General features: G+C 52.9%; 18 protein-coding genes, 2 tRNA genes and 3 other RNA genes. 12 read left to right on the forward strand and 11 right to left on the reverse strand.

Annotated features, from left to right (window positions below; all coding sequences use genetic code 11):
- The first annotated feature begins 46 nt into the window (after positions 1-46).
- Complete coding sequence (locus AC1M2H_RS11995) at positions 47-517, forward strand: Lrp/AsnC family transcriptional regulator (RefSeq protein ID WP_480151513.1); 471 nt, start codon at positions 47-49, stop codon at positions 515-517.
- A gap of 70 nt (positions 518-587) precedes the next feature.
- On the opposite strand, the gene AC1M2H_RS12000 is transcribed toward AC1M2H_RS11995, so the two are convergent.
- The 7 genes from AC1M2H_RS12000 to AC1M2H_RS12030 all read right to left on the reverse strand — a co-directional run bounded on the left by AC1M2H_RS12000 (position 588) and on the right by AC1M2H_RS12030 (position 2832).
- A non-coding RNA gene (locus AC1M2H_RS12000) (RtT sRNA) lies at positions 588-719 on the reverse strand.
- Between the two features lie 46 nt (positions 720-765).
- Positions 766-897, reverse strand: a non-coding RNA gene (locus AC1M2H_RS12005) — RtT sRNA.
- Between the two features lie 46 nt (positions 898-943).
- Positions 944-1028: transfer RNA gene (locus tag AC1M2H_RS12010), tRNA-Tyr, on the reverse strand.
- 42 nt (positions 1029-1070) lie between these two features.
- Positions 1071-1202: non-coding RNA, RtT sRNA (locus AC1M2H_RS12015), on the reverse strand.
- A 43-nt stretch (positions 1203-1245) separates the two neighbouring features.
- Positions 1246-1330 (reverse strand) — tRNA-Tyr (locus AC1M2H_RS12020).
- 158 nt (positions 1331-1488) lie between these two features.
- Positions 1489-2331, reverse strand: coding sequence for a formyltetrahydrofolate deformylase (gene purU / locus AC1M2H_RS12025; protein ID WP_426814455.1), 843 nt, complete (start codon positions 2329-2331; stop codon positions 1489-1491).
- A 42-nt stretch (positions 2332-2373) separates the two neighbouring features.
- The gene (locus AC1M2H_RS12030; RefSeq protein ID WP_480151920.1) at positions 2374-2832 is read right to left on the reverse strand and encodes a YchJ family protein; all 459 of its coding nucleotides are present in this window, start codon (positions 2830-2832) and stop codon (positions 2374-2376) included.
- A 111-nt stretch (positions 2833-2943) separates the two neighbouring features.
- Here AC1M2H_RS12030 and rssA point away from each other — a divergent pair, with 111 nt between their 5' ends.
- The 3 genes from rssA to galU all read left to right on the forward strand — a co-directional run bounded on the left by rssA (position 2944) and on the right by galU (position 6047).
- Positions 2944-3846: a patatin-like phospholipase RssA gene (rssA, locus tag AC1M2H_RS12035; protein ID WP_426814457.1), complete on the forward strand. Its 903-nt coding sequence runs from the start codon at positions 2944-2946 to the stop codon at positions 3844-3846.
- Positions 3847-3935: 89 nt separating this feature from the next.
- Positions 3936-4949, forward strand: coding sequence for a two-component system response regulator RssB (gene rssB, locus AC1M2H_RS12040; protein WP_480151514.1), 1014 nt, complete (start codon positions 3936-3938; stop codon positions 4947-4949).
- Between the two features lie 195 nt (positions 4950-5144).
- Complete coding sequence (gene galU, locus AC1M2H_RS12045) at positions 5145-6047, forward strand: UTP--glucose-1-phosphate uridylyltransferase GalU (RefSeq protein ID WP_480151515.1); 903 nt, start codon at positions 5145-5147, stop codon at positions 6045-6047.
- Positions 6048-6163: 116 nt separating this feature from the next.
- On the opposite strand, the gene hns is transcribed toward galU, so the two are convergent.
- Positions 6164-6571 carry a histone-like nucleoid-structuring protein H-NS gene (hns, locus tag AC1M2H_RS12050; RefSeq protein WP_041146073.1) on the reverse strand — a complete coding sequence of 136 codons (408 nt, stop codon included), beginning with the start codon at positions 6569-6571 and terminating at the stop codon, positions 6164-6166.
- A 559-nt stretch (positions 6572-7130) separates the two neighbouring features.
- Between hns and tdk the strand changes: the two genes are divergently transcribed.
- The gene (tdk, locus tag AC1M2H_RS12055; RefSeq protein WP_480151516.1) at positions 7131-7748 is read left to right on the forward strand and encodes a thymidine kinase; all 618 of its coding nucleotides are present in this window, start codon (positions 7131-7133) and stop codon (positions 7746-7748) included.
- Between the two features lie 191 nt (positions 7749-7939).
- Here the strand turns inward: tdk and adhE are convergent, their stop codons facing one another.
- Entirely contained in the window at positions 7940-10618 is a 2679-nt protein-coding gene (gene adhE, locus AC1M2H_RS12060) for a bifunctional acetaldehyde-CoA/alcohol dehydrogenase (protein WP_480151517.1), read from the reverse strand.
- A gap of 476 nt (positions 10619-11094) precedes the next feature.
- On the opposite strand from adhE, the gene AC1M2H_RS12065 reads away from it, so the two are divergent.
- Positions 11095-11742 carry a YchE family NAAT transporter gene (locus AC1M2H_RS12065; protein ID WP_480151518.1) on the forward strand — a complete coding sequence of 216 codons (648 nt, stop codon included), beginning with the start codon at positions 11095-11097 and terminating at the stop codon, positions 11740-11742.
- Positions 11743-12167: 425 nt separating this feature from the next.
- On the opposite strand, the gene AC1M2H_RS12070 is transcribed toward AC1M2H_RS12065, so the two are convergent.
- On the reverse strand, positions 12168-12404 hold the full coding sequence (locus tag AC1M2H_RS12070) for a hypothetical protein (RefSeq protein WP_480151519.1): 237 nt from the start codon (positions 12402-12404) through the stop codon (positions 12168-12170).
- Positions 12405-12490: 86 nt separating this feature from the next.
- On the opposite strand from AC1M2H_RS12070, the gene oppA reads away from it, so the two are divergent.
- The 6 genes from oppA to AC1M2H_RS12100 all read left to right on the forward strand — a co-directional run bounded on the left by oppA (position 12491) and on the right by AC1M2H_RS12100 (position 18959).
- Entirely contained in the window at positions 12491-14122 is a 1632-nt protein-coding gene (gene oppA / locus AC1M2H_RS12075) for an oligopeptide ABC transporter substrate-binding protein OppA (RefSeq protein ID WP_480151520.1), read from the forward strand.
- An 84-nt stretch (positions 14123-14206) separates the two neighbouring features.
- Positions 14207-15127 (forward strand): oligopeptide ABC transporter permease OppB, encoded by a 921-nt coding sequence (gene oppB / locus AC1M2H_RS12080; protein WP_426814462.1) that lies wholly within the window; start codon positions 14207-14209, stop codon positions 15125-15127.
- 14 nt (positions 15128-15141) lie between these two features.
- On the forward strand, positions 15142-16050 hold the full coding sequence (gene oppC / locus AC1M2H_RS12085) for an oligopeptide ABC transporter permease OppC (RefSeq protein WP_426814463.1): 909 nt from the start codon (positions 15142-15144) through the stop codon (positions 16048-16050).
- Between the two features lie 11 nt (positions 16051-16061).
- Positions 16062-17075, forward strand: a complete 1014-nt coding sequence (gene oppD, locus AC1M2H_RS12090; protein WP_480151521.1) for an oligopeptide ABC transporter ATP-binding protein OppD — start codon at positions 16062-16064, stop codon at positions 17073-17075.
- Complete coding sequence (oppF, locus tag AC1M2H_RS12095) at positions 17072-18076, forward strand: murein tripeptide/oligopeptide ABC transporter ATP-binding protein OppF (protein ID WP_480151522.1); 1005 nt, start codon at positions 17072-17074, stop codon at positions 18074-18076. Before oppD ends, oppF begins: the two co-directional genes overlap by 4 nt.
- A gap of 46 nt (positions 18077-18122) precedes the next feature.
- The gene (locus tag AC1M2H_RS12100; protein ID WP_480151523.1) at positions 18123-18959 is read left to right on the forward strand and encodes an ion transporter; all 837 of its coding nucleotides are present in this window, start codon (positions 18123-18125) and stop codon (positions 18957-18959) included.
- A 78-nt stretch (positions 18960-19037) separates the two neighbouring features.
- On the opposite strand, the gene AC1M2H_RS12105 is transcribed toward AC1M2H_RS12100, so the two are convergent.
- On the reverse strand, positions 19038-19367 hold the full coding sequence (locus tag AC1M2H_RS12105) for an HI1450 family dsDNA-mimic protein (RefSeq protein WP_464415354.1): 330 nt from the start codon (positions 19365-19367) through the stop codon (positions 19038-19040).
- Positions 19368-19378 lie beyond the last annotated feature (11 nt).

The following is a 19378-nucleotide window of genomic DNA, read 5'->3' on the forward strand; positions in this document are numbered from 1 at the left end:
AATCAGATGACAGGTTGATATGCGTGATCTAAGGTAAATTCCGGGTATGACTTTTATTTATCAGGTAAAAACAGTGGAACACTTAATTGATAATATCGACCGCGCTATCCTGGCCTGTCTGGCGGAAGATGCGCGCGTATCGCTAAAGGTGCTGAGCGCGCGGGTGGGGCTGACCTCGCCCAGCACCGCCGAGCGGGTGAAGCGTCTGGAAGAGCGCGGGGTGATTCAGGGATATGGCGCCCGGATTAATCTGGCCGCGCTGGGCTACGGCCTGCAGGCGCTGGTTCGCGTCAGGCCCCTTCCGGGGTTGCTGCAGAAGGTCGATAAATATATTCAGGCAATGCCAGAATGCATCGAATGTGACAAGGTCACGGGGGAAGATTGCTTCGTCATGCGCCTGTCGGTGCGGGATATTGCGCAGCTTGATACCCTGCTGGATGGTCTGGCGGAACATGCCCAGTGCAACACCTCGATAGTAAAAAGCTCGCCGGTAACGCGCCGCCTGCCGCCGATGTAGGTTCATCCCGGATGGGCAGAATGTGCAACGCTGATGCTTGTTTGGGAGTGAAGAGATATCTGGGAAGTGATGGTGGTGGGGGAAGGATTATTCGTCGCTTCGCTCCTCACCCTTCGGGCCGTTGCCTGCGGCAACGTTCTCTCGCTGACGCTCGAGTCGAACCTTAGTCGAAGCTTCTCATCCTTCCCGCATGGGTAGGATATGCAACGCTGGTGTTTGTTTACGACTGATGAGATATCTGGAAGTGATGGTGGTGGGGGAAGGATTATTCGTCGCTTCGCTCCTCACCCTTCGGGCCGTTGCCTGCGGCAACGTTCTCTCGCTGACGCTCGAGTCGAACCTTAGTCGAAGCTTCTCATCCTTCCCGCATGGGTAGGATATGCAACGCTGGTGTTTGTTTACGACTGATGAGATATCTGGAAGTGATGGTGGTGGGGGAAGGATTCGAACCTTCGAAGTCGATGACGGCAGATTTACAGTCTGCTCCCTTTGGCCGCTCGGGAACCCCACCAGGGGTAAAATCAAATTGTAGGCTATTCAGCAAAGTGAACAATGGTGGTGGGGGAAGGATTATTCGTCGCTTCGCTCCTCACCCTTCGGGCCGTTGCCTTCGGCAACGTTCTCTCGCTGACGCTCGAGTCGAACCCTGGTCGAAGGTTCTTACCCTTCCCGATAAGTGCAAACCTCGCTAAGGCTCATCGGGGTTACCACATGGCTGTGGTGAATAATGGTGGTGGGGGAAGGATTCGAACCTTCGAAGTCGATGACGGCAGATTTACAGTCTGCTCCCTTTGGCCGCTCGGGAACCCCACCACGGGGTAATGCTAATACTGGCCTGCTCCCTTCCGGGGAAGCGGGGCGCATCATACCAAATGACGCGCCCCTGTAAAGCACTCCGTTGATAAAAATAAACTGGTTGCCTGCTTTTTGCGCGCAAAGGCGCAAAGCTAACCAGCTAATTTATCTATCGATTAAAGAATAATCGTTCGGTTGCCGTAAACGAACACGCGCTGCGCCAGCACCTGATACAGGGCACGGCTCAGCACGTTCTTCTCAACGTCGCGGCCGGCGCGCATCATATCTTCTGCCGTATAGGTGTGATCGACATGAATCACGTCCTGCATAATGATCGGGCCTTCGTCCAAATTATCGTTCACATAGTGCGCGGTGGCGCCGATGATTTTGACGCCGCGCTCGTAAGCCTGATGATACGGACGAGCGCCAATAAAGGCCGGCAGGAATGAGTGGTGGATATTGATAATCTGGTTCGGGAAGCGGGAAACGAACTCTGGCGTCAGCACGCGCATATATTTCGCCAGCACCACATAGTCCGGCGCCAAAGCTTCGATAGCATCGCCCATCCGCTTATCGTGCTCCTCACGCGTCAGGCCTTCATGGCTGACCAGCTGGAACGGAATATCAAAACGCTCAACCAGCGTACGCAGCGTCTCGTGATTACCGATAACAGCGGCAATCTCCACATCCAGACCGCCATAGTTAGCTTTCATCAGCAGATCGCCAAGGCAGTGCGCTTCTTTGGTGACCAGAATGACCACGCGGCGGCGCCCCGCAGGCGTCAGTTCGCGAATCGAACCTTCCGGCAGCGCGCTATCCAAATCGGCCAGCAGGATGGCATCATTGAAAATACCTTCCAGCTCGGTACGCATAAAGAAGCGGCCGGTTCGGTGATCGACAAACTCGTTGTTCTGCACGATGTTCAGCTCGTGCTTGTAGCAAATGTTGGTGATACGCGCGATGAGTCCTTTCTGATCAGGGCAAATAGTGCGTAGTACTTTACGTTGTAATGAATGCATCGCGGGGGAAATCCTGTAGTGTTTGCTATTGCTGACGCCGGTTTATTGGCCGCAGCATTTTTTAAATTTTTTACCTGAGCCACAAGGGCAGGGGTCGTTACGACCAACCAGCGGTCGCGTGCCGTCGATATAGTACCACTGTCCATTTTCTTTTAAGAATCTGGAACGTTCAATAATTACGCCGGAACGGCTATCGTCGTTAAAGCGTGCAATAAAGCTGACGAATCCTTCATCGGGATTTCGCCCCTCATCGGCGGCAAAGACGCTCAATCCCAGCCAGTGCGTTTTGGCAAAACCGCTCTCCAGATCCGCGCGGAACTGCTGCGCCTGGCAAGAGGAATGCCAGGTTTTAATCAGATAATCGGCATCTTTCATAACAAACGCGCTGTAGCGGGATCGCATAAGCTGTGACGGGTCTGGCGCTGGCAGCGCGCCGTCCAGATAACGCTGGCAACATGCGCTATACTCCAGAGCGCTGCCACAGGGACATAATGGCGACAAAGCGGCCTCCATGGAAAAAGAATGACGGCGCATCGACGCCAAAGTGTTTTATGTTAACTGAGCCGTGACGATGATGCCATGTTCGCGGTGGAAGGAAGTATATCGGTAATAATGAGAAAGCTTAAGATTGGTCTGGCCTTAGGGGCGGGAGCCGCCCGAGGGTGGTCGCATATCGGTGTGATTAAAGCGCTACAGCGAGCAGGTATTGAAATTGACGTTGTGGCAGGGTGCTCTATCGGATCGCTGGTTGGCGCGGCCTACGCCTGCAATCGTCTTCCGGTACTGGAGAAATGGGTCTGCTCCTTTAGCAACTGGGACGTGCTGCGGTTAATGGATCTCTCCTGGCGTCGTGGAGGCCTGCTGCGCGGGGAGCGCGTATTCAATCAATATCGACAAGTCTTGCCTACCTCTGAAATTGAACGCTGCGATCGCCGGTTTGCGGCGGTGGCCACCAACCTGAGCACCGGCCGCGAGCTGTGGTTTACCGAAGGCGATTTGCATCTGGCGGTACGCGCCTCCTGCAGCATGCCCGGCCTGATGTCGCCCGTTATGCACAATGGCTACTGGCTGGTTGACGGCGCCGTCGTCAATCCCGTCCCGGTCTCTTTGACGCGCGCGCTGGGGGCAGACATTGTCATCGCCGTCGATCTTCAGCACGACGCGCATCTGATGCAGCAGGACTTATGGTCTATCGAGAAGCCGCGCGCAGAAGATGATAAAGAATTTACCTGGCATTCGCGCCTGCGCGCGCGGCTGACGGGAATGAGTTCCCGGCAAAAGACCACCGCGACGCCTACGGCAATGGAAATTATGTCCACCTCTATTCAGGTGCTGGAAAACCGCCTGAAGCGTAACCGCATGGCGGGTGACCCACCGGATATTCTGCTGCAGCCCTTTTGCCCACAAATATCGACCCTTGATTTCCATCGCGCCGGGGAGGCGATTGCTGCCGGCCATCTGGCGGTGGAAAAAAAGATGGATGAACTATTACCTTTGGTGCGCGCTTCGGCGTGACGCCCTTGACTTAGACTTCAGTAAATTCTGACAGGCGATAGTGTGAATTGCATGCCAATATTTAATTATCGTCAGCCAGAGGAGAGATCATGACGCAGCCATTGGCGGGAAAACACATTCTGATCGTTGAAGACGAGCCCGTTTTCCGCACTCTTTTGCACTCCTGGTTAACCTCGCTGGGCGCCGCTACCGCGCAGGCTGAGGATGGCGTTGATGCACTGCAAAAGATGGCCGAGTCAAAGCCTGACCTGATGATCTGCGACATCTCGATGCCGCGCATGAATGGCCTTGAGCTGGTGGAGTATCTGCGTGGCCAGGGCGAGCAGATGCCGATTCTGATGATTTCGGCGACGGAGAATATGGCGGATATTGCCAGGGCGCTGCGTCTTGGAGTTCAGGATGTTCTGCTTAAACCGGTAAAAGATTTTAACCGCCTGCGTGAGACGGTCTATGCCTGCCTCTATCCCCATATGTTCAGTTCGCGGGTGGAAGAGGAGGAGCGGCTGTTTGAGGACTGGGATGCGCTGGTCAGCGACCCGAACGCGGCGTCCCGGCTGCTGCAGGAGCTACAGCCACCGGTGCAGCAGGAAATATCGCGCTGCCGCATTCACTATCGCCAGCTGGTCACCGCCGACAGGCCCGGTCTGGTTCTCGATATTGCGCCATTATCAGAAAATGATTTGGCATTTTACTGTCTGGATGTCACCCGGGCGGGTGATAATGGCGTTCTTGCGGCGCTGCTGCTGCGCGCGCTGTTTAACGGTTTGCTTCAGGAGCAGCTTGCCCATCAGGGCCAGCGTCTGCCGGAAATGACCGGATTGTTAAAGCAGGTCAACCAGCTACTTCGTCAGGCGAATTTACCCGGACAATTTCCTCTGCTGGTGGGTTATTACCACAGCGGGTTGAAAAATTTGATTTTGGTATCGGCGGGTTTAAACGGCACGCTGAATACCGGAGAACATCAAATACAGATTAGTAATGGTGTGCCGCTTGGCACATTAGGTAATGCTTATCTCAACCAAATTAGCCAGCGCTGCTCCTCGTGGCAGTGCCAAATTTGGGGGGCGGGCGGCCGTTTACGCCTGATGTTGTCTGCGGAATGAACAGTTAAGATTATTTTCACGCTGGTAGGATTACCGCATCGTCTTTGGCAGTGATACTATCGATGGGTTTTATACGTATAAGTCCTAATTCGAGAAAATCCGCGCCTTTCAGACCAGACCTACCTGGGTAGGCTGATATACTCGGTGCGTTATTATTATGGCTAGTTTAAAAAACATACAGTCCAGGAGATTTCAATGGCTGCCGTTAATTCTAAAGTAAGAAAAGCTGTTATCCCGGTTGCGGGATTAGGCACAAGGATGCTGCCCGCTACCAAGGCTATTCCGAAAGAAATGCTGCCGCTGGTAGATAAGCCTTTAATTCAGTATGTTGTTAACGAATGTATTGCGGCCGGGATTACTGAAATTGTTCTGGTCACGCACTCTTCCAAAAATTCTATCGAAAACCATTTCGATACCAGTTTTGAACTGGAAGCAATGCTGGAAAAACGTGTAAAACGTCAGCTTCTCGAAGAAGTCCAATCTATTTGTCCACCGCACGTTACCATTATGCAGGTTCGTCAGGGCCTCGCTAAAGGCCTTGGTCATGCCGTACTGTGCGCGCACCCGGTGGTGGGCGACGAGCCCGTCGCGGTTATTCTGCCGGACGTTATTCTGGATGAGTTTGAATCCGACCTGAGCAGCGATAACCTCGCGGAAATGATCGCGCGTTTCGATGAAACCGGATCCAGCCAGATTATGGTTGAGCCGGTTGCTGACGTCACCGCCTATGGCGTCGTTGATTGCAAGGGGCAGACCCTGCAGCCGGGTGAGAGCGTGCCGATGGTTGGCGTGGTAGAAAAGCCGAAAGCAGACGTTGCGCCTTCTAACCTGGCCGTCGTCGGTCGTTACGTGCTGAGCGCCGATATTTGGCCGCTGCTGGCCAAAACCCCTCCGGGCGCAGGCGACGAAATCCAGCTGACCGATGCCATCGATATGCTGATCGAGAAGGAAACGGTTGAAGCCTACCATATGAAGGGCAAGAGCCATGACTGTGGTAATAAACTGGGTTACATGCAGGCTTTCGTTGAATATGGCGTGCGCCATAAAACGCTCGGCGCCGATTTTAAAGAGTGGCTGGAAAAAGCGATCGCTAAGTAATCGTTATCTTTAGATATCAGAGCCGGGGCGCAGGTATTGTGCTCCGGCTTTTTTATCGCAGTGAGTAAAGATAAAAAAATCCCGCCGAAGCGGGATTTTTCAAATCTGACGACTTATTAAAGCAGGAAATCATCCAGAGATTTGCCCTGCTCATCCATCGCTTTTTTGATCACTGCCGGGGTGCGGCCCTGACCAGTCCAGGTTTTGGTTTCGCCGTTTTCATCAACGTAGCTATATTTTGCCGGACGTGCTGCGCGTTTGGCTTTGGTGCCCGCTTTAACTGCCGCCATGGTGCTCAGCAGTTCATTCGGATCAATACCATCAGCAATCAGCATTTCACGGTATTGTTGCAGTTTACGAGTACGCTCTTCAATTTCTGCAGCCGCAGCGCTTTCTTCTTCGCGACGTTCGTTAACGACAACTTCTAATTTTTCCAGCATTTCTTCTAGCGTTTCAAGGGTGCATTCTCTCGCCTGCGCACGAAGAGTACGGATGTTGTTCAAAATTTTAAGTGCTTCGCTCATTGTAGTAATCTCAAACTTATATTGTGGGGTGGTTTGTTGGACTAATAATAGAGCGATATAATCAGATGTGCAATAGGGTAGAATGTAAGGAATTCAAAATTACTTGTTATTTGTCCCGGTAATTAATTAATTTAAGTTAAATTTTTCGCGTGAGTTCACATCTTTCTCGCTTATAGCTTAACCGGCACCTCAAGCTAAAACCCTGAGATAGTATGATTTTCCTGGCGGCCAGGGAGTAAAATTATACTTTGCAGGGATAAATATCCCCCTTCAGTATTAGCGCATTAGTTACGGGGATGTTTAATATAAAACGCTGCACAAAATCCGTTATAACCGCCCGCAAAATGCGCTGATTGGCACAAAAGACAACGGCTCCAGCCGCCTGAACCTCGCGCTTCGGGCAAATAGCCGAAGCTCCGATTGTATTAAGACGCTTAATCTTTCAGGCGGCGGTTTGCGCAACATAAACCGCCAGTCCTTCCCTGAAGGGGCCGACAGCGGTAGAAAATATGCTACAATCCCGCCGCGATAAAACACATTGATTGGGGTTACGCAGCCGATGGCACAACTTTATTTTTACTATTCTGCAATGAATGCAGGTAAGTCGACTGCGCTACTGCAGTCCTCATACAATTATCAGGAACGAGGCATGCGTGCCCTGGTTTATACGGCTGAGATTGATGACCGCTTTGGCTCCGGTAAGGTCAGTTCAAGAATTGGCCTCTCATCGCCGGCCCGGCTGTTTAACCCGCAGACCTCATTATTTGCCGAGATTAGCGCAGAGCATGCAAAGCAGCCGGTTCATTGTGTATTAGTTGATGAGAGCCAGTTTCTGAGCCGTGCGCAGGTGCATGAGCTATCCGAGGTTGTTGATGGTCTGGATATCCCGGTGCTGTGCTACGGCCTGCGTACTGATTTCCGCGGGGAGCTGTTTATCGGCAGCCAGTATTTATTGGCCTGGTCAGATAAGCTGGTTGAATTAAAAACCATCTGTTTTTGCGGCCGCAAGGCGAGTATGGTGCTGCGCCTTGACCAGGAAGGGCGGCCGTACAATGAGGGTGAGCAGGTGGTTATTGGCGGCAACGAACGCTACGTATCGGTCTGCCGTAAACATTATAAAGAAGCCTTAAAAGAGGGCTCTTTAACGCTTGTACAAAGCAGACAGCGCTCCAGCTAATCTCCCTTCGTCGATCCCGCTCAGGCGCGCACCAGGCGCCTGATAATGTCCTGCTACCATTGCTGCTGTAATATGATGGGCTGATGCTTCGGCGCCGCTCTGCGCCGGTTTTACGACGTCAGGCAAAATAGTGACGACAAAAAAGGCCTCATCAAAAGATGAGGCCTTTTATTTATTGTTACCGGCGTAAATTAAGCGGATTTTTTCGCTTTTTTATCGGCCTTCGGCGCTGCTACGGCTTCTTTCTTTGCGGCAGCTTCGCCTTCGCTGAACTCGTTACCGTAGAAGGTATCCAGCAGAATCTGTTTCAGCTCGGCGATCAGCGGGTAGCGCGGGTTAGCGCCGGTGCACTGGTCATCGAATGCATCTTCAGACAGCTTGTCAACGTGGGCCAGGAAGTCAGCTTCCTGCACGCCAGCTTCACGGATAGACTTAGGAATACCCAGTTCAGCTTTCATGCTTTCCAGCCACGCCAGCAGTTTCTCGATTTTCGCTGCGGTGCGGTCACCAGGCGCGCTCAGGCCAAGGTGGTCAGCAATCTCTGCGTAGCGACGACGAGCCTGCGGACGATCGTACTGGCTGAATGCGGTCTGCTTGGTTGGGTTATCGTTCGCGTTGTAGCGGATAACGTTACAAATCAGCAGGGCGTTGGCCAGGCCGTGCGGGATATGGAACTGGGAGCCCAGCTTGTGCGCCATCGAGTGACATACGCCGAGGAAGGCGTTAGCAAACGCGATACCGGCAATAGTCGCTGCACTGTGCACGCGTTCACGCGCTACCGGGTTCTTAGAACCTTCATTGTAGGACGCAGGAAGGTACTCTTTCAGCAGCTTCAGCGCCTGCAGAGCCTGGCCATCGGAGAACTCAGACGCCAGCACGGAAACGTAGGCTTCCAGGGCGTGAGTGACGGCATCCAGACCACCGAATGCGCACAGGGACTTCGGCATATCCATGACGAGGTTGGCATCGACAATCGCCACATCCGGAGTCAGCGCGTAGTCTGCCAGCGGATATTTCTGACCGGTCGCATCGTCGGTAACGACCGCAAACGGGGTCACTTCAGAACCGGTACCGGAAGTGGTCGTGACGGCGATCATTTTCGCTTTCACGCCCATTTTCGGGAACTTGTAGATACGTTTACGGATATCCATAAAGCGCAGCGCCAGGTCTTCGAAGTGGGTTTCCGGATGTTCGTACATCACCCACATGATTTTCGCGGCATCCATCGGGGAACCACCGCCGAGGGCGATGATGACGTCCGGTTTGAAGGAGTTGGCGAGTTCTGCACCTTTACGTACTACGGTCAGAGTTGGGTCAGCTTCAACTTCAAAGAATACTTCGGTTTCAACGCCGGATGCCTTCAGTACGGAGGTGATCTGGTCGGCATAGCCGTTGTTGAACAGGAAGCGGTCGGTCACGATCAGCGCGCGTTTGTGACCATCAGTAATCACTTCATCCAGCGCGATTGGCAGAGAGCCACGACGGAAGTAGATAGATTTCGGAAGTTTGTGCCACAACATGTTTTCAGCTCGCTTAGCAACGGTTTTCTTGTTGATCAGGTGTTTCGGACCAACGTTTTCAGAGATGGAGTTACCACCCCAGGAACCACAACCCAGAGTCAGGGAAGGCGCGAGTTTAAAGTTATACAGGTCACCGATACCACCCTGAGAAGCCGGAGTGTTAATCAGGATACGTGCGGTTTTCATCATCTGGCCGAAGAAGGCCACGCGAGCCGGCTGGTTATCCTGGTCGGTGTACAGGCAGGAGGTATGACCGATACCGCCCATCGCCACCAGTTTTTCAGCTTTATCAACGGCGTCTTCGAAGTTTTTGGCACGATACATGGCCAGAGTCGGAGACAGTTTTTCGTGAGCAAACGGCTCGCTTTCGTCAACGTCGGTCACTTCACCAATCAGAATTTTGGTGTTGCTCGGGACGGTGAAGCCTGCGAGTTCAGCAATTTTATACGCCGGCTGACCAACGATGGCGGCGTTCAGCGCGCCGTTTTTCAGGATGATGTCCTGAACCGCTTTCAGCTCTTTGCCCTGCAGCAGGTAGCCACCGTGGCTGGAGAAACGCTCACGAACGGCGTCGTAGACGGAGTCAACGACGACAACGGACTGTTCAGACGCACAGATAACGCCGTTATCGAAGGTTTTGGACATCAGCACCGACGCCACGGCGCGTTTAATATCAGCGGTTTCATCGATAACAACCGGGGTGTTACCTGCGCCAACGCCGATAGCCGGTTTACCGGAGCTATAGGCCGCTTTAACCATACCTGGACCGCCGGTCGCAAGAATCAGATTAATGTCAGGGTGGTGCATCAGGGCGTTGGACAGCTCAACGGAAGGCTGGTCGATCCAACCGATCAGATCTTTCGGTGCGCCGGCTGCGATCGCCGCCTGCAGAACGATATCAGCCGCTTTGTTGGTGGCATCTTTAGCACGCGGATGTGGCGAGAAGATGATCGCGTTACGCGTTTTAAGGCTAATCAGTGATTTAAAGATTGCTGTAGAAGTTGGGTTCGTCGTTGGGACGATACCGCAAATAATACCGATAGGCTCTGCGATGGTGATCGTACCAAAGGTATCGTCTTCAGAGAGAATACCGCAGGTCTTTTCATCTTTATAAGCGTTATAGATGTATTCAGAAGCGAAGTGGTTTTTGATCACTTTGTCTTCGATAATGCCCATGCCGGATTCGGCGACGGCCATTTTTGCGAGAGGGATTCGAGCGTCTGCGGCGGCCAGAGCGGCTGCACGGAAGATTTTATCAACTTGTTCTTGAGTGAAACTGGCATATTCACGCTGGGCTTTTTTTACGCGCTCTACGAGTGCGTTAAGTTCAGCGACATTAGTAACAGCCATAATGCTCTCCTGATAATGTTAAACTTTTTTAGTAAATCAGTAGCTCGATTCGATAGTATAGACAGGCGGTTAATAGCTTGCATCTAAATGTTAACGTATCGAATTTTGCTCTGCTGGCTTCACTGATTTACTAACGAAGCTTTATTTCTTTATCCTCAGGTACTGCCGGCTTCCACTCTTTGGTGTAAACAAGATTACTCACTTCTGAGTACGATTTACGTGATTTAGATCAATTTTATGTCAAGCTGACACCTTTCAGCAGGCTACTTTATGACCACTTAAATCAAGTGTAATGAAAAGGTATGCAAAATAAATGAATAAAACCAGTAAAAGAAACAAATATACAACAAACACCGTTTATCATTGCGGTATGCATTTTTGAGATGAATTATGCTGTTAAAAAGCGTATCTTCTGCGCGAATATTTTATGACATCCACTGTCAACAGCCATATTTTATGATGCTGCGGAGCGCACTGTGACTCTACCGTTGTTTGATTTTTCAACTTATTTCAAGTTTTTCATCGGGTTATTTGCACTGGTTAACCCGGTTGGCATCATCCCTGTCTTCATTAGTATGACCAGCTACCAGAGCGCGGCGATCCGTAATAAGACCAACCTGACGGCGAATCTTTCCGTGGCCATCATCCTGCTGACCTCGTTGTTCCTCGGGGACGGTATTTTGCAAATCTTCGGTATCTCCATTGATTCATTCCGTATTGCCGGCGGGATCCTCGTCGTCACCATTGCGATGTCGATGATTAGCGGCAAGCTTGGGGAAGACAAACAGAACAAGCAGGAGAAGTCAGAGACGGCTATCCGCGAAAGTATCGGCGTGGTGCCGCTGGCATTACCGCTGATGGCCGGCCCGGGGGCGATTAGCTCAACCATTGTTTGGGGGACGCGTTACCACACGGTAGCCCATCTCATTGGCTTTTCGGTGGCAATCGCGCTGTTTGCTCTGTGCTGTTGGGGAATTTTCCGCATAGCGCCGTGGTTAGTTCGCCTGCTTGGGCAAACCGGCATTAACGTAATAACGCGTATTATGGGGCTGCTGCTGATGGCGCTGGGAATTGAATTTATCGTTACCGGAATAAAAGCGCTGTTTCCGGGCCTGCTGGCCTAAGTTAGGCTGCCCGCTGCGGAGCCTGGCGCTCCGCGTTTGCTTCATTATTAGCAAAAGATATTAATAAAGGTGATATGGCCAGCGCGATATAACTTTTAACAATATTTATAAAATTATTTATCTATCAATTTATTACGTTGTTATCACACCTCCTTCTGCGTTTTCCCCAGCGCCTTGCCACTGTTATTTTCTTCACATCATTCTCTGGTGCTTGCCGTTGGATAATTGAAATAATATTAGTAATTTCATTGTCAGTGTAGATGAATGTGCTAAAAATTAACCGATTGTTAAATTTTCGTACAAAAAAGCATCTTGATACATCATCACGGTATGCAGAACGATAGGGTAATTGTATCTAATTGAAAAATAATGATTTTGAAGTTTAATCTGTGCGAAGGCGGGCTAAAAGCCAGGCGCAGAAAAGGTCATAAAAGAGAAACCGGTAACATATTTGCAAATTGCATTGGCGGATGAGAAAGCCTTTTGGTAATTTCCGCCGTGTTCTTTTTACTGAATAACAAGCGTAAATGAGAATTATTATTAAATAACTCATTGCCGCCAGAAATACCCCGGTAGGGGAAAGAATCGACGTCAAGGTCGCCGCCTGAGCGGCCGTAATAAATAAGTCGGTGATAGCAAGCAGTAAACTCTGACAGCAGCATAAACTCCTGCACTGTACAGAATCCCGTAAGGGGAAAAACAGGCTGGTTATATAGCCAGTAATTATAATGAATGGAGTAACAACACAATGACCATCATCACAAGAAAAAGCCTTATTGCAGCAGGCGTTCTCGCTGCGCTTATTGCAGGAAACGCAGTGGCGGCAGATGTGCCAGCAGGTGTCTCGTTAGCAGCAAAGCAGAGCATCGTGCGTAACAGCGGCGCAGAGCCGCAGTCGCTGGACCCCGATAAAATTGAAGGGGTGCCGGAATCCAATATCAGCCGCGATCTGTTTGAAGGCCTGCTGGTGACGTCGCCGGTCGATGGTCACCCGGTTCCGGGCGTCGCTGAGAGCTGGGACAACAAAGATTTTAAAGTCTGGACCTTCCATCTGCGTAAAGACGCGAAATGGTCCAACGGCGAGCCGGTAACGGCACAGGATTTTGTTTATAGCTGGCAGCGTCTGGTGGACCCGAAAACCGCCTCTCCGTATGCGAGCTATCCGCAGTATGGCCATATTGCCAACGTCGATGAGATTATTGACGGTAAAAAGGCGCCGACTGAACTGGGTGTGAAGGCCATTGACGATCACACGCTGGAAGTCACCCTCAGCGAAGCCGTCCCGTACTTCTATAAGCTGCTGGTCAACTCATCCATGTCGCCGGTTTATAAACCGGCCATCGAGAAATTTGGCGAGAAGTGGACTCAGCCTGCCAATATCGTCTCTAACGGCGCCTATAAGTTGAAGGATTGGGTCGTTAACGAACGTATCGTCATGGAACGTAATCCTCACTACTGGAATAACAGCAAAACGGTTATTGATGAAGTGACCTGGCTGCCGACCTCTTCCGAAGTGACCTACGTTAACCGCTACCGCAGCGGTGAGCTGGATATGACCTATAACCAGCTGCCTATTGAGCTATTCCAGAAGCTGAAAAAAGAAATTCCAAATGAACTGCACGTGGATCCGTATCTGTGCACCTACTATTACGAGATTAATAACCAGAAAGCGCCATTTACCGATCCGCGCGTACGTACCGCGCTGAAGATGGGCCTCGATCGCGATATTATTGCGAATAAAGTAAAAGGTCAGGGGGATATTCCGGCCTATGGCTATACGCCGCCGTATACCGACAGCGCGAAGCTGACCGTTCCTGAGTGGTTCAAATGGTCGCAGGAAAAACGCAACGAAGAAGCGAAAAAGCTGCTGGCTGAAGCTGGCTACACGGCGGATAAACCGCTGACCTTCAACCTGCTGTATAACACCTCCGATCTGCACAAGAAACTGGCGATCGCCGCCGCCTCCATCTGGAAGAAAAATCTTGGCGTAGACGTCAAGCTGGAAAACCAGGAATGGAAAACCTTCCTCGACACGCGTCATCAGGGAACCTATGACGTGGCGCGCGCGGGCTGGTGCGCAGACTATAACGAACCGACTTCCTTCCTGAATACCATGCTGTCCGACAGCTCGATGAACACCGCGCACTATAAGAGCCCGGCGTTCGATAAGATCATGGCGGAAAGCACTAAGGCTGCGGACGAGGCCCAGCGTACGGATCTGTACGATAAAGCCGAGCAGCAGTTGGATAAAGATTCAGCCATCGTTCCGGTTTATTACTACGTGAACGCCCGTCTGGTGAAACCGTACGTTGGCGGCTACACCGGTAAAGATCCGATGGGTAACGTCTATACCAAAGATCTTTATATTATTAAGCATTAATGGCAACAGGTGGGGCAGTCAGTGACTGCCCCACAGTGTCTTATTTGAGAGCAGTGCAAAGGCACAGGCCAGAAGGTACGGGCAATGTTAAAATTTATTCTACGTCGTTGTCTGGAAGCGATTCCGACGCTATTCATTCTTATTACTATTTCCTTCTTTATGATGCGCCTGGCTCCGGGAAGTCCATTTACCGGCGAGCGGCAGCTGCCACCAGAAGTGATGGCGAACATCGAAGCGAAATATCATCTGAACGATCCTATTTCCACGCAATATTTCAGCTATCTGAAACAGCTTGCGCACGGTGATTTTGGACCGTCGTTTAAATACAAAGATTATTCCGTTAACGACCTCGTGGCGGGAAGCTTTCCCGTTTCGGCAAAATTAGGCGCCGCGGCATTTTTACTGGCGGTGATTTTCGGCGTGGCGGCGGGAGTGGTTGCGGCGCTCAATCAGAACACCAAATGGGACTATGCGGTGATGGGGGTGGCCATGACCGGGGTGGTAATACCCAGTTTCGTCGTTGCGCCGCTGCTGGTGTTGATCTTCGCCATCACGCTGCACTGGCTGCCCGGTGGCGGCTGGAACGGCGGGGCGCTGAAGTTTATGATCCTGCCGATGGTGGCGCTGTCGTTAGCCTATATCGCCAGCATCGCACGTATTACCCGCGGCTCGATGATTGAAGTCCTGCACTCCAACTTCATCCGCACCGCGCGGGCAAAAGGGCTGCCGATGCGGCGCATTATTTTTCGTCATGCGCTGAAACCGGCGCTGCTGCCGGTCCTCTCCTATATGGGCCCGGCGTTCGTGGGGATCATCACCGGCTCAATGGTTATCGAGACTATCTACGGTCTCCCGGGGATCGGCCAGCTGTTCGTCAACGGCGCGCTTAACCGCGACTACTCCCTGGTACTCAGCTTGACGATTCTGGTCGGCGCGCTGACCATTCTGTTTAACGCGATTGTTGATGTGCTGTATGCCGTTATCGATCCGAAGATTCGCTATTGAGGCTGGGGTTCGCCATGATGTTAAGTAAGAAAAACAACGAGGCGCTGGAGAACTTCAGTGAAAAACTGGAAGTTGAAGGACGTAGCCTGTGGCAGGATGCCCGCCGCCGCTTTATGCATAACCGCGCCGCCGTTGCCAGCCTGATCGTCCTGATGATTATCGCGCTGTTCGTAACCCTGGCGCCAATGGTGTCGCAGTTTTCCTATTTCGATACCGACTGGGGCATGATGTCCAGCGCGCCGGAAATGACCTCCGGCCACTACTTTGGTACCGACTCATCCGGTCGCGACCTGCTGGTTCGCGTCGCTATCGGCGGGCGCATCTCGCTGATGGTTGGCGTTGCCGCCGCGCTGGTGGCGGTGATCCTCGGTACGCTCTACGGCTCGCTCTCCGGCTATCTCGGCGGCAAGATCGACTCGGTCATGATGCGTCTGCTGGAGATCCTCAACTCCTTCCCGTTCATGTTCTTCGTTATCCTGTTGGTGACCTTCTTTGGCCAGAATATCCTGCTGATCTTCGTCGCCATCGGGATGGTTTCCTGGCTGGATATGGCGCGTATCGTGCGCGGCCAGACGCTAAGCCTGAAGCGCAAAGAGTTTATCGAAGCGGCCCAGGTCGGCGGCGTCTCGACGTTCAGTATCGTGGTTCGTCACATCGTGCCTAACGTACTGGGCGTGGTGGTGGTATACGCCTCGCTGCTGGTACCGAGCATGATCCTGTTCGAATCCTTCCTCAGCTTCCTGGGGCTGGGTACTCAGGAGCCGCTCAGCAGCTGGGGAGCGCTGCTGAGCGATGGCGCGAACTCAATGGAAGTGTCGCCGTGGCTGCTGCTGTTTCCTGCGGGGTTCCTGGTGGTAACGCTGTTCTGTTTTAACTTTATCGGCGATGGCCTGCGTGATGCCCTCGACCCGAAAGACCGCTAAGGAGCGCCGTCATGAGCATAATTGAAACGGCAAAAGCGCCGCAGGCGCAGCAGCAATCCGGGCTGCTGCTGGATGTTAAAGATCTCCGCGTGACCTTTAAGACGCCGGATGGCGACGTCACCGCGGTGAACGACCTTAACTTTAACCTGCGGGCCGGGGAAACGTTAGGCATCGTAGGAGAATCAGGCTCCGGCAAGTCGCAGACCGCCTTTGCGCTGATGGGGCTGCTGGCGGCCAACGGCTATATCGGCGGTTCGGCGACCTTTAACGGCCGGCAGATCCTCAACCTGCCGGAGCGCGAGCTGAATAAGCTGCGCGCCGAGCAGATCTCGATGATTTTCCAGGACCCGATGACCTCCCTGAACCCGTATATGCGGGTTGGCGAGCAGCTGATGGAGGTGCTAATGCTGCACAAAGGGCTGGGGAAAGCCGAAGCGTTTGAAGAATCGGTCAAGATGCTGGATGCGGTTAAGATGCCCGAAGCGCGCAAGCGCATGAAAATGTATCCGCATGAGTTTTCTGGCGGGATGCGCCAGCGCGTGATGATTGCCATGGCGCTGCTGTGCCGGCCAAAGCTGCTGATCGCCGATGAACCGACGACGGCGCTGGACGTGACGGTTCAGGCGCAGATTATGACCCTGCTGAATGAGCTTAAACGCGAATTCAATACGGCGATCATTATGATTACTCACGATCTGGGCGTGGTCGCCGGGATCTGTGACAAAGTCCTGGTGATGTACGCCGGTCGCACCATGGAGTACGGCCACGCGCGCGATGTCTTTTATCATCCGTCGCATCCGTACTCTATCGGCCTGCTGAATGCGGTTCCGCGTCTGGATGCCGAAGGCGATACGCTGTTAACCATCCCTGGCAATCCGCCGAACCTGCTGCGCCTGCCGAAAGGCTGTCCGTTCCAGCCGCGCTGTCCGCATGCGGTGGAGATTTGTACTAGCGCTCCGCCTCTGGAGGAGTTTGCCCCTGGCCGCCTGCGTGCCTGCTTTCAACCGGTGGGAGATCTGCTATGAACGCCGTGACTGAACAAAGAAAAGTCCTGCTCGAAATCGCCGATCTCAAAGTCCACTTTGATATTAAAGATGGTAAGCAGTGGTTTTGGCAGCCGGCCAAAACGCTGAAAGCGGTCGATGGCGTCACGCTGCGCCTGTATGAAGGCGAAACGCTGGGCGTGGTGGGGGAATCCGGCTGCGGTAAATCCACCTTTGCCCGCGCGATTATTGGTCTGGTGAAAGCGACCGAGGGCCGGGTTGCGTGGCTTGGCAAAGATCTGCTGGGCATGAAGCAGGATGAGTGGCGCGACGTGCGCAGCGATATTCAGATGATTTTCCAGGATCCGCTGGCGTCGCTGAACCCGCGCATGACCATCGGCGAAATTATTGCCGAACCGCTGCGCACCTATCATCCGAAAATGCCGCGCCAGGAGGTCCGCGATCGGGTGAAGGCGATGATGATGAAGGTCGGACTGCTGCCAAACCTGATTAACCGCTATCCGCACGAGTTTTCCGGCGGCCAGTGCCAGCGCATCGGTATTGCCCGGGCGCTGATCCTCGAGCCTAAGCTGATTATCTGCGATGAGCCGGTGTCGGCGCTGGACGTGTCGATTCAGGCTCAGGTGGTCAACCTGCTGCAGCAGCTGCAGCGCGAAATGGGGCTGTCGCTGATCTTTATCGCCCATGACCTGGCGGTGGTGAAGCACATATCCGATCGCGTGCTGGTCATGTACCTGGGTCATGCGGTGGAACTGGGCACCTATGATGAGGTGTACCACAACCCGCTGCACCCTTACACCAAGGCGCTGATGTCGGCGGTGCCGGTTCCCGATCCGGATCTGGAAAAGAATAAAACCATCCAGCTGCTGGAAGGTGAACTCCCTTCGCCGATTAACCCGCCGTCGGGATGCGTTTTCCGCACGCGCTGTCCCCTTGCCGGGCCGGAATGCGCTAAAACGCGGCCGGTGCTGGAAGGCAGCTTCCGCCATGCGGTTTCCTGCCTCAAGGTAGACCCGTTATAATCTCCGGGGCTGGCGCTGGTCAGCCCTTTTTTTTGCGAGGTTAAACGTGATTGCCACTTTTCACGCCGCCCGCCGGCGGCTATATCATCTGCTGTTTGATCAAACCCGGCGCTCCGGGCGTCGTTTTGAAGGCCTGGGCGGCGTCTTTGCGCTGCTTAGCGTGGTGGTCGTTTTTGTTGAGTCCGGGCTGGGGACGCAATATCACCTGTCGGTAGACGAATGGCATATTTTCGTCTGGCTTGAGATTATGGTGACCGCCGTTTTTACCTTCGAATATCTTCTGCGCATCGTCAGCTGGCCCAACCCGTTCAGCTATATTTTTAGCTTTTGGGGGCTGATTGATTTAGCGACGATTTTACCGCTGTACGTAATGTGGCTGTGGCCGGAAATAAGCATAAACTACGTCTTTGCCTGGCGCGCGATGCGCGCAATCCGCGCCTTGCGTATTCTCAAGCTGCTGCGCTTTATGCCGTCGCTGAATATTTTCTGGGCCGCCATCGTCAGCGCCCGCCATCAGCTGATCCTGTTTTACTCATTTATTGCCATTGTGATGGTGGTTTTTGGTTCGCTGATGTATCTGATTGAGGGGCCGCAGTACGGCTTCACCACGCTTAACGCTTCGGTGTACTGGGCTATCGTGACCATAACCACGGTAGGCTACGGCGACATTACGCCGCACACGCCACTGGGAAGAGTTTTGGCATCGCTGCTGATATTGATCGGCTATTCAATTATCGCGATCCCAACCGGCCTGATTACCACCCATATGTCCACCGCCTTTCAGCATCGCCGCGGCCAGCGGATATGCCCGAACTGCCAGCACGGGCCTCGCGATAAAAACGCCCGTTACTGTAACGCCTGTGGGAGCGAGCTGGTGGAGTAGCGGACGGATAAATAAAAATGCCTGCCGGTCGCTAAACGGGCAGGCATTTTTCAGGCCGCCAGAGGCCGGAATGCAATCTTATTCACGCCACAAAATATGGCACAGCTTGTGATCTTTCTCGCGGCACAGCAGGACGCGGGCGAAGATATCGTTAATATCGCCGCCGTCGGTGTCGGCAAGACCAATCACCACCTCGGCGAAGAAATCGGGGTTGAGATCGTAATCGACGTGCTCTTGCCAGTCCTCTGCCGGGTCAAAGAGCTCGGCGCCGCCACGCTCTTCAAACTGCAGGTTAAACAGAATGACATCCGCCGGATCGAGGTTGTCGACCGCCAGCTCGAGAAAGATATCGTAAGCCTGCTCAAGCGTTTCATCTTCGGTCAGGCGATTGTTTAAATCCATATCCATGATAGCTACCC

Source organism: Klebsiella sp. F11 (assembly GCF_056712265.1).

Bases quoted from the DNA above. Each gene is read 5' to 3' on its own strand.
- AC1M2H_RS11995 (WP_480151513.1), top strand. From the start codon at position 47: ATGACTTTTATTTATCAGGTAAAAACAGTGGAACACTTAATTGATAAT.
- purU (WP_426814455.1), bottom strand. From the start codon at position 2,331: ATGCATTCATTACAACGTAAAGTACTACGCACTATTTGCCCTGATCAG.
- rssA (WP_426814457.1), top strand. From the start codon at position 2,944: ATGAGAAAGCTTAAGATTGGTCTGGCCTTAGGGGCGGGAGCCGCCCGA.
- rssB (WP_480151514.1), top strand. From the start codon at position 3,936: ATGACGCAGCCATTGGCGGGAAAACACATTCTGATCGTTGAAGACGAG.
- galU (WP_480151515.1), top strand. From the start codon at position 5,145: ATGGCTGCCGTTAATTCTAAAGTAAGAAAAGCTGTTATCCCGGTTGCG.
- hns (WP_041146073.1), bottom strand. From the start codon at position 6,571: ATGAGCGAAGCACTTAAAATTTTGAACAACATCCGTACTCTTCGTGCG.
- tdk (WP_480151516.1), top strand. From the start codon at position 7,131: ATGGCACAACTTTATTTTTACTATTCTGCAATGAATGCAGGTAAGTCG.
- adhE (WP_480151517.1), bottom strand. From the start codon at position 10,618: ATGGCTGTTACTAATGTCGCTGAACTTAACGCACTCGTAGAGCGCGTA.
- AC1M2H_RS12070 (WP_480151519.1), bottom strand. From the start codon at position 12,404: ATGCTGCTGTCAGAGTTTACTGCTTGCTATCACCGACTTATTTATTAC.
- oppA (WP_480151520.1), top strand. From the start codon at position 12,491: ATGACCATCATCACAAGAAAAAGCCTTATTGCAGCAGGCGTTCTCGCT.
- oppB (WP_426814462.1), top strand. From the start codon at position 14,207: ATGTTAAAATTTATTCTACGTCGTTGTCTGGAAGCGATTCCGACGCTA.
- oppC (WP_426814463.1), top strand. From the start codon at position 15,142: ATGATGTTAAGTAAGAAAAACAACGAGGCGCTGGAGAACTTCAGTGAA.
- oppD (WP_480151521.1), top strand. From the start codon at position 16,062: ATGAGCATAATTGAAACGGCAAAAGCGCCGCAGGCGCAGCAGCAATCC.
- oppF (WP_480151522.1), top strand. From the start codon at position 17,072: ATGAACGCCGTGACTGAACAAAGAAAAGTCCTGCTCGAAATCGCCGAT.
- AC1M2H_RS12105 (WP_464415354.1), bottom strand. From the start codon at position 19,367: ATGGATATGGATTTAAACAATCGCCTGACCGAAGATGAAACGCTTGAG.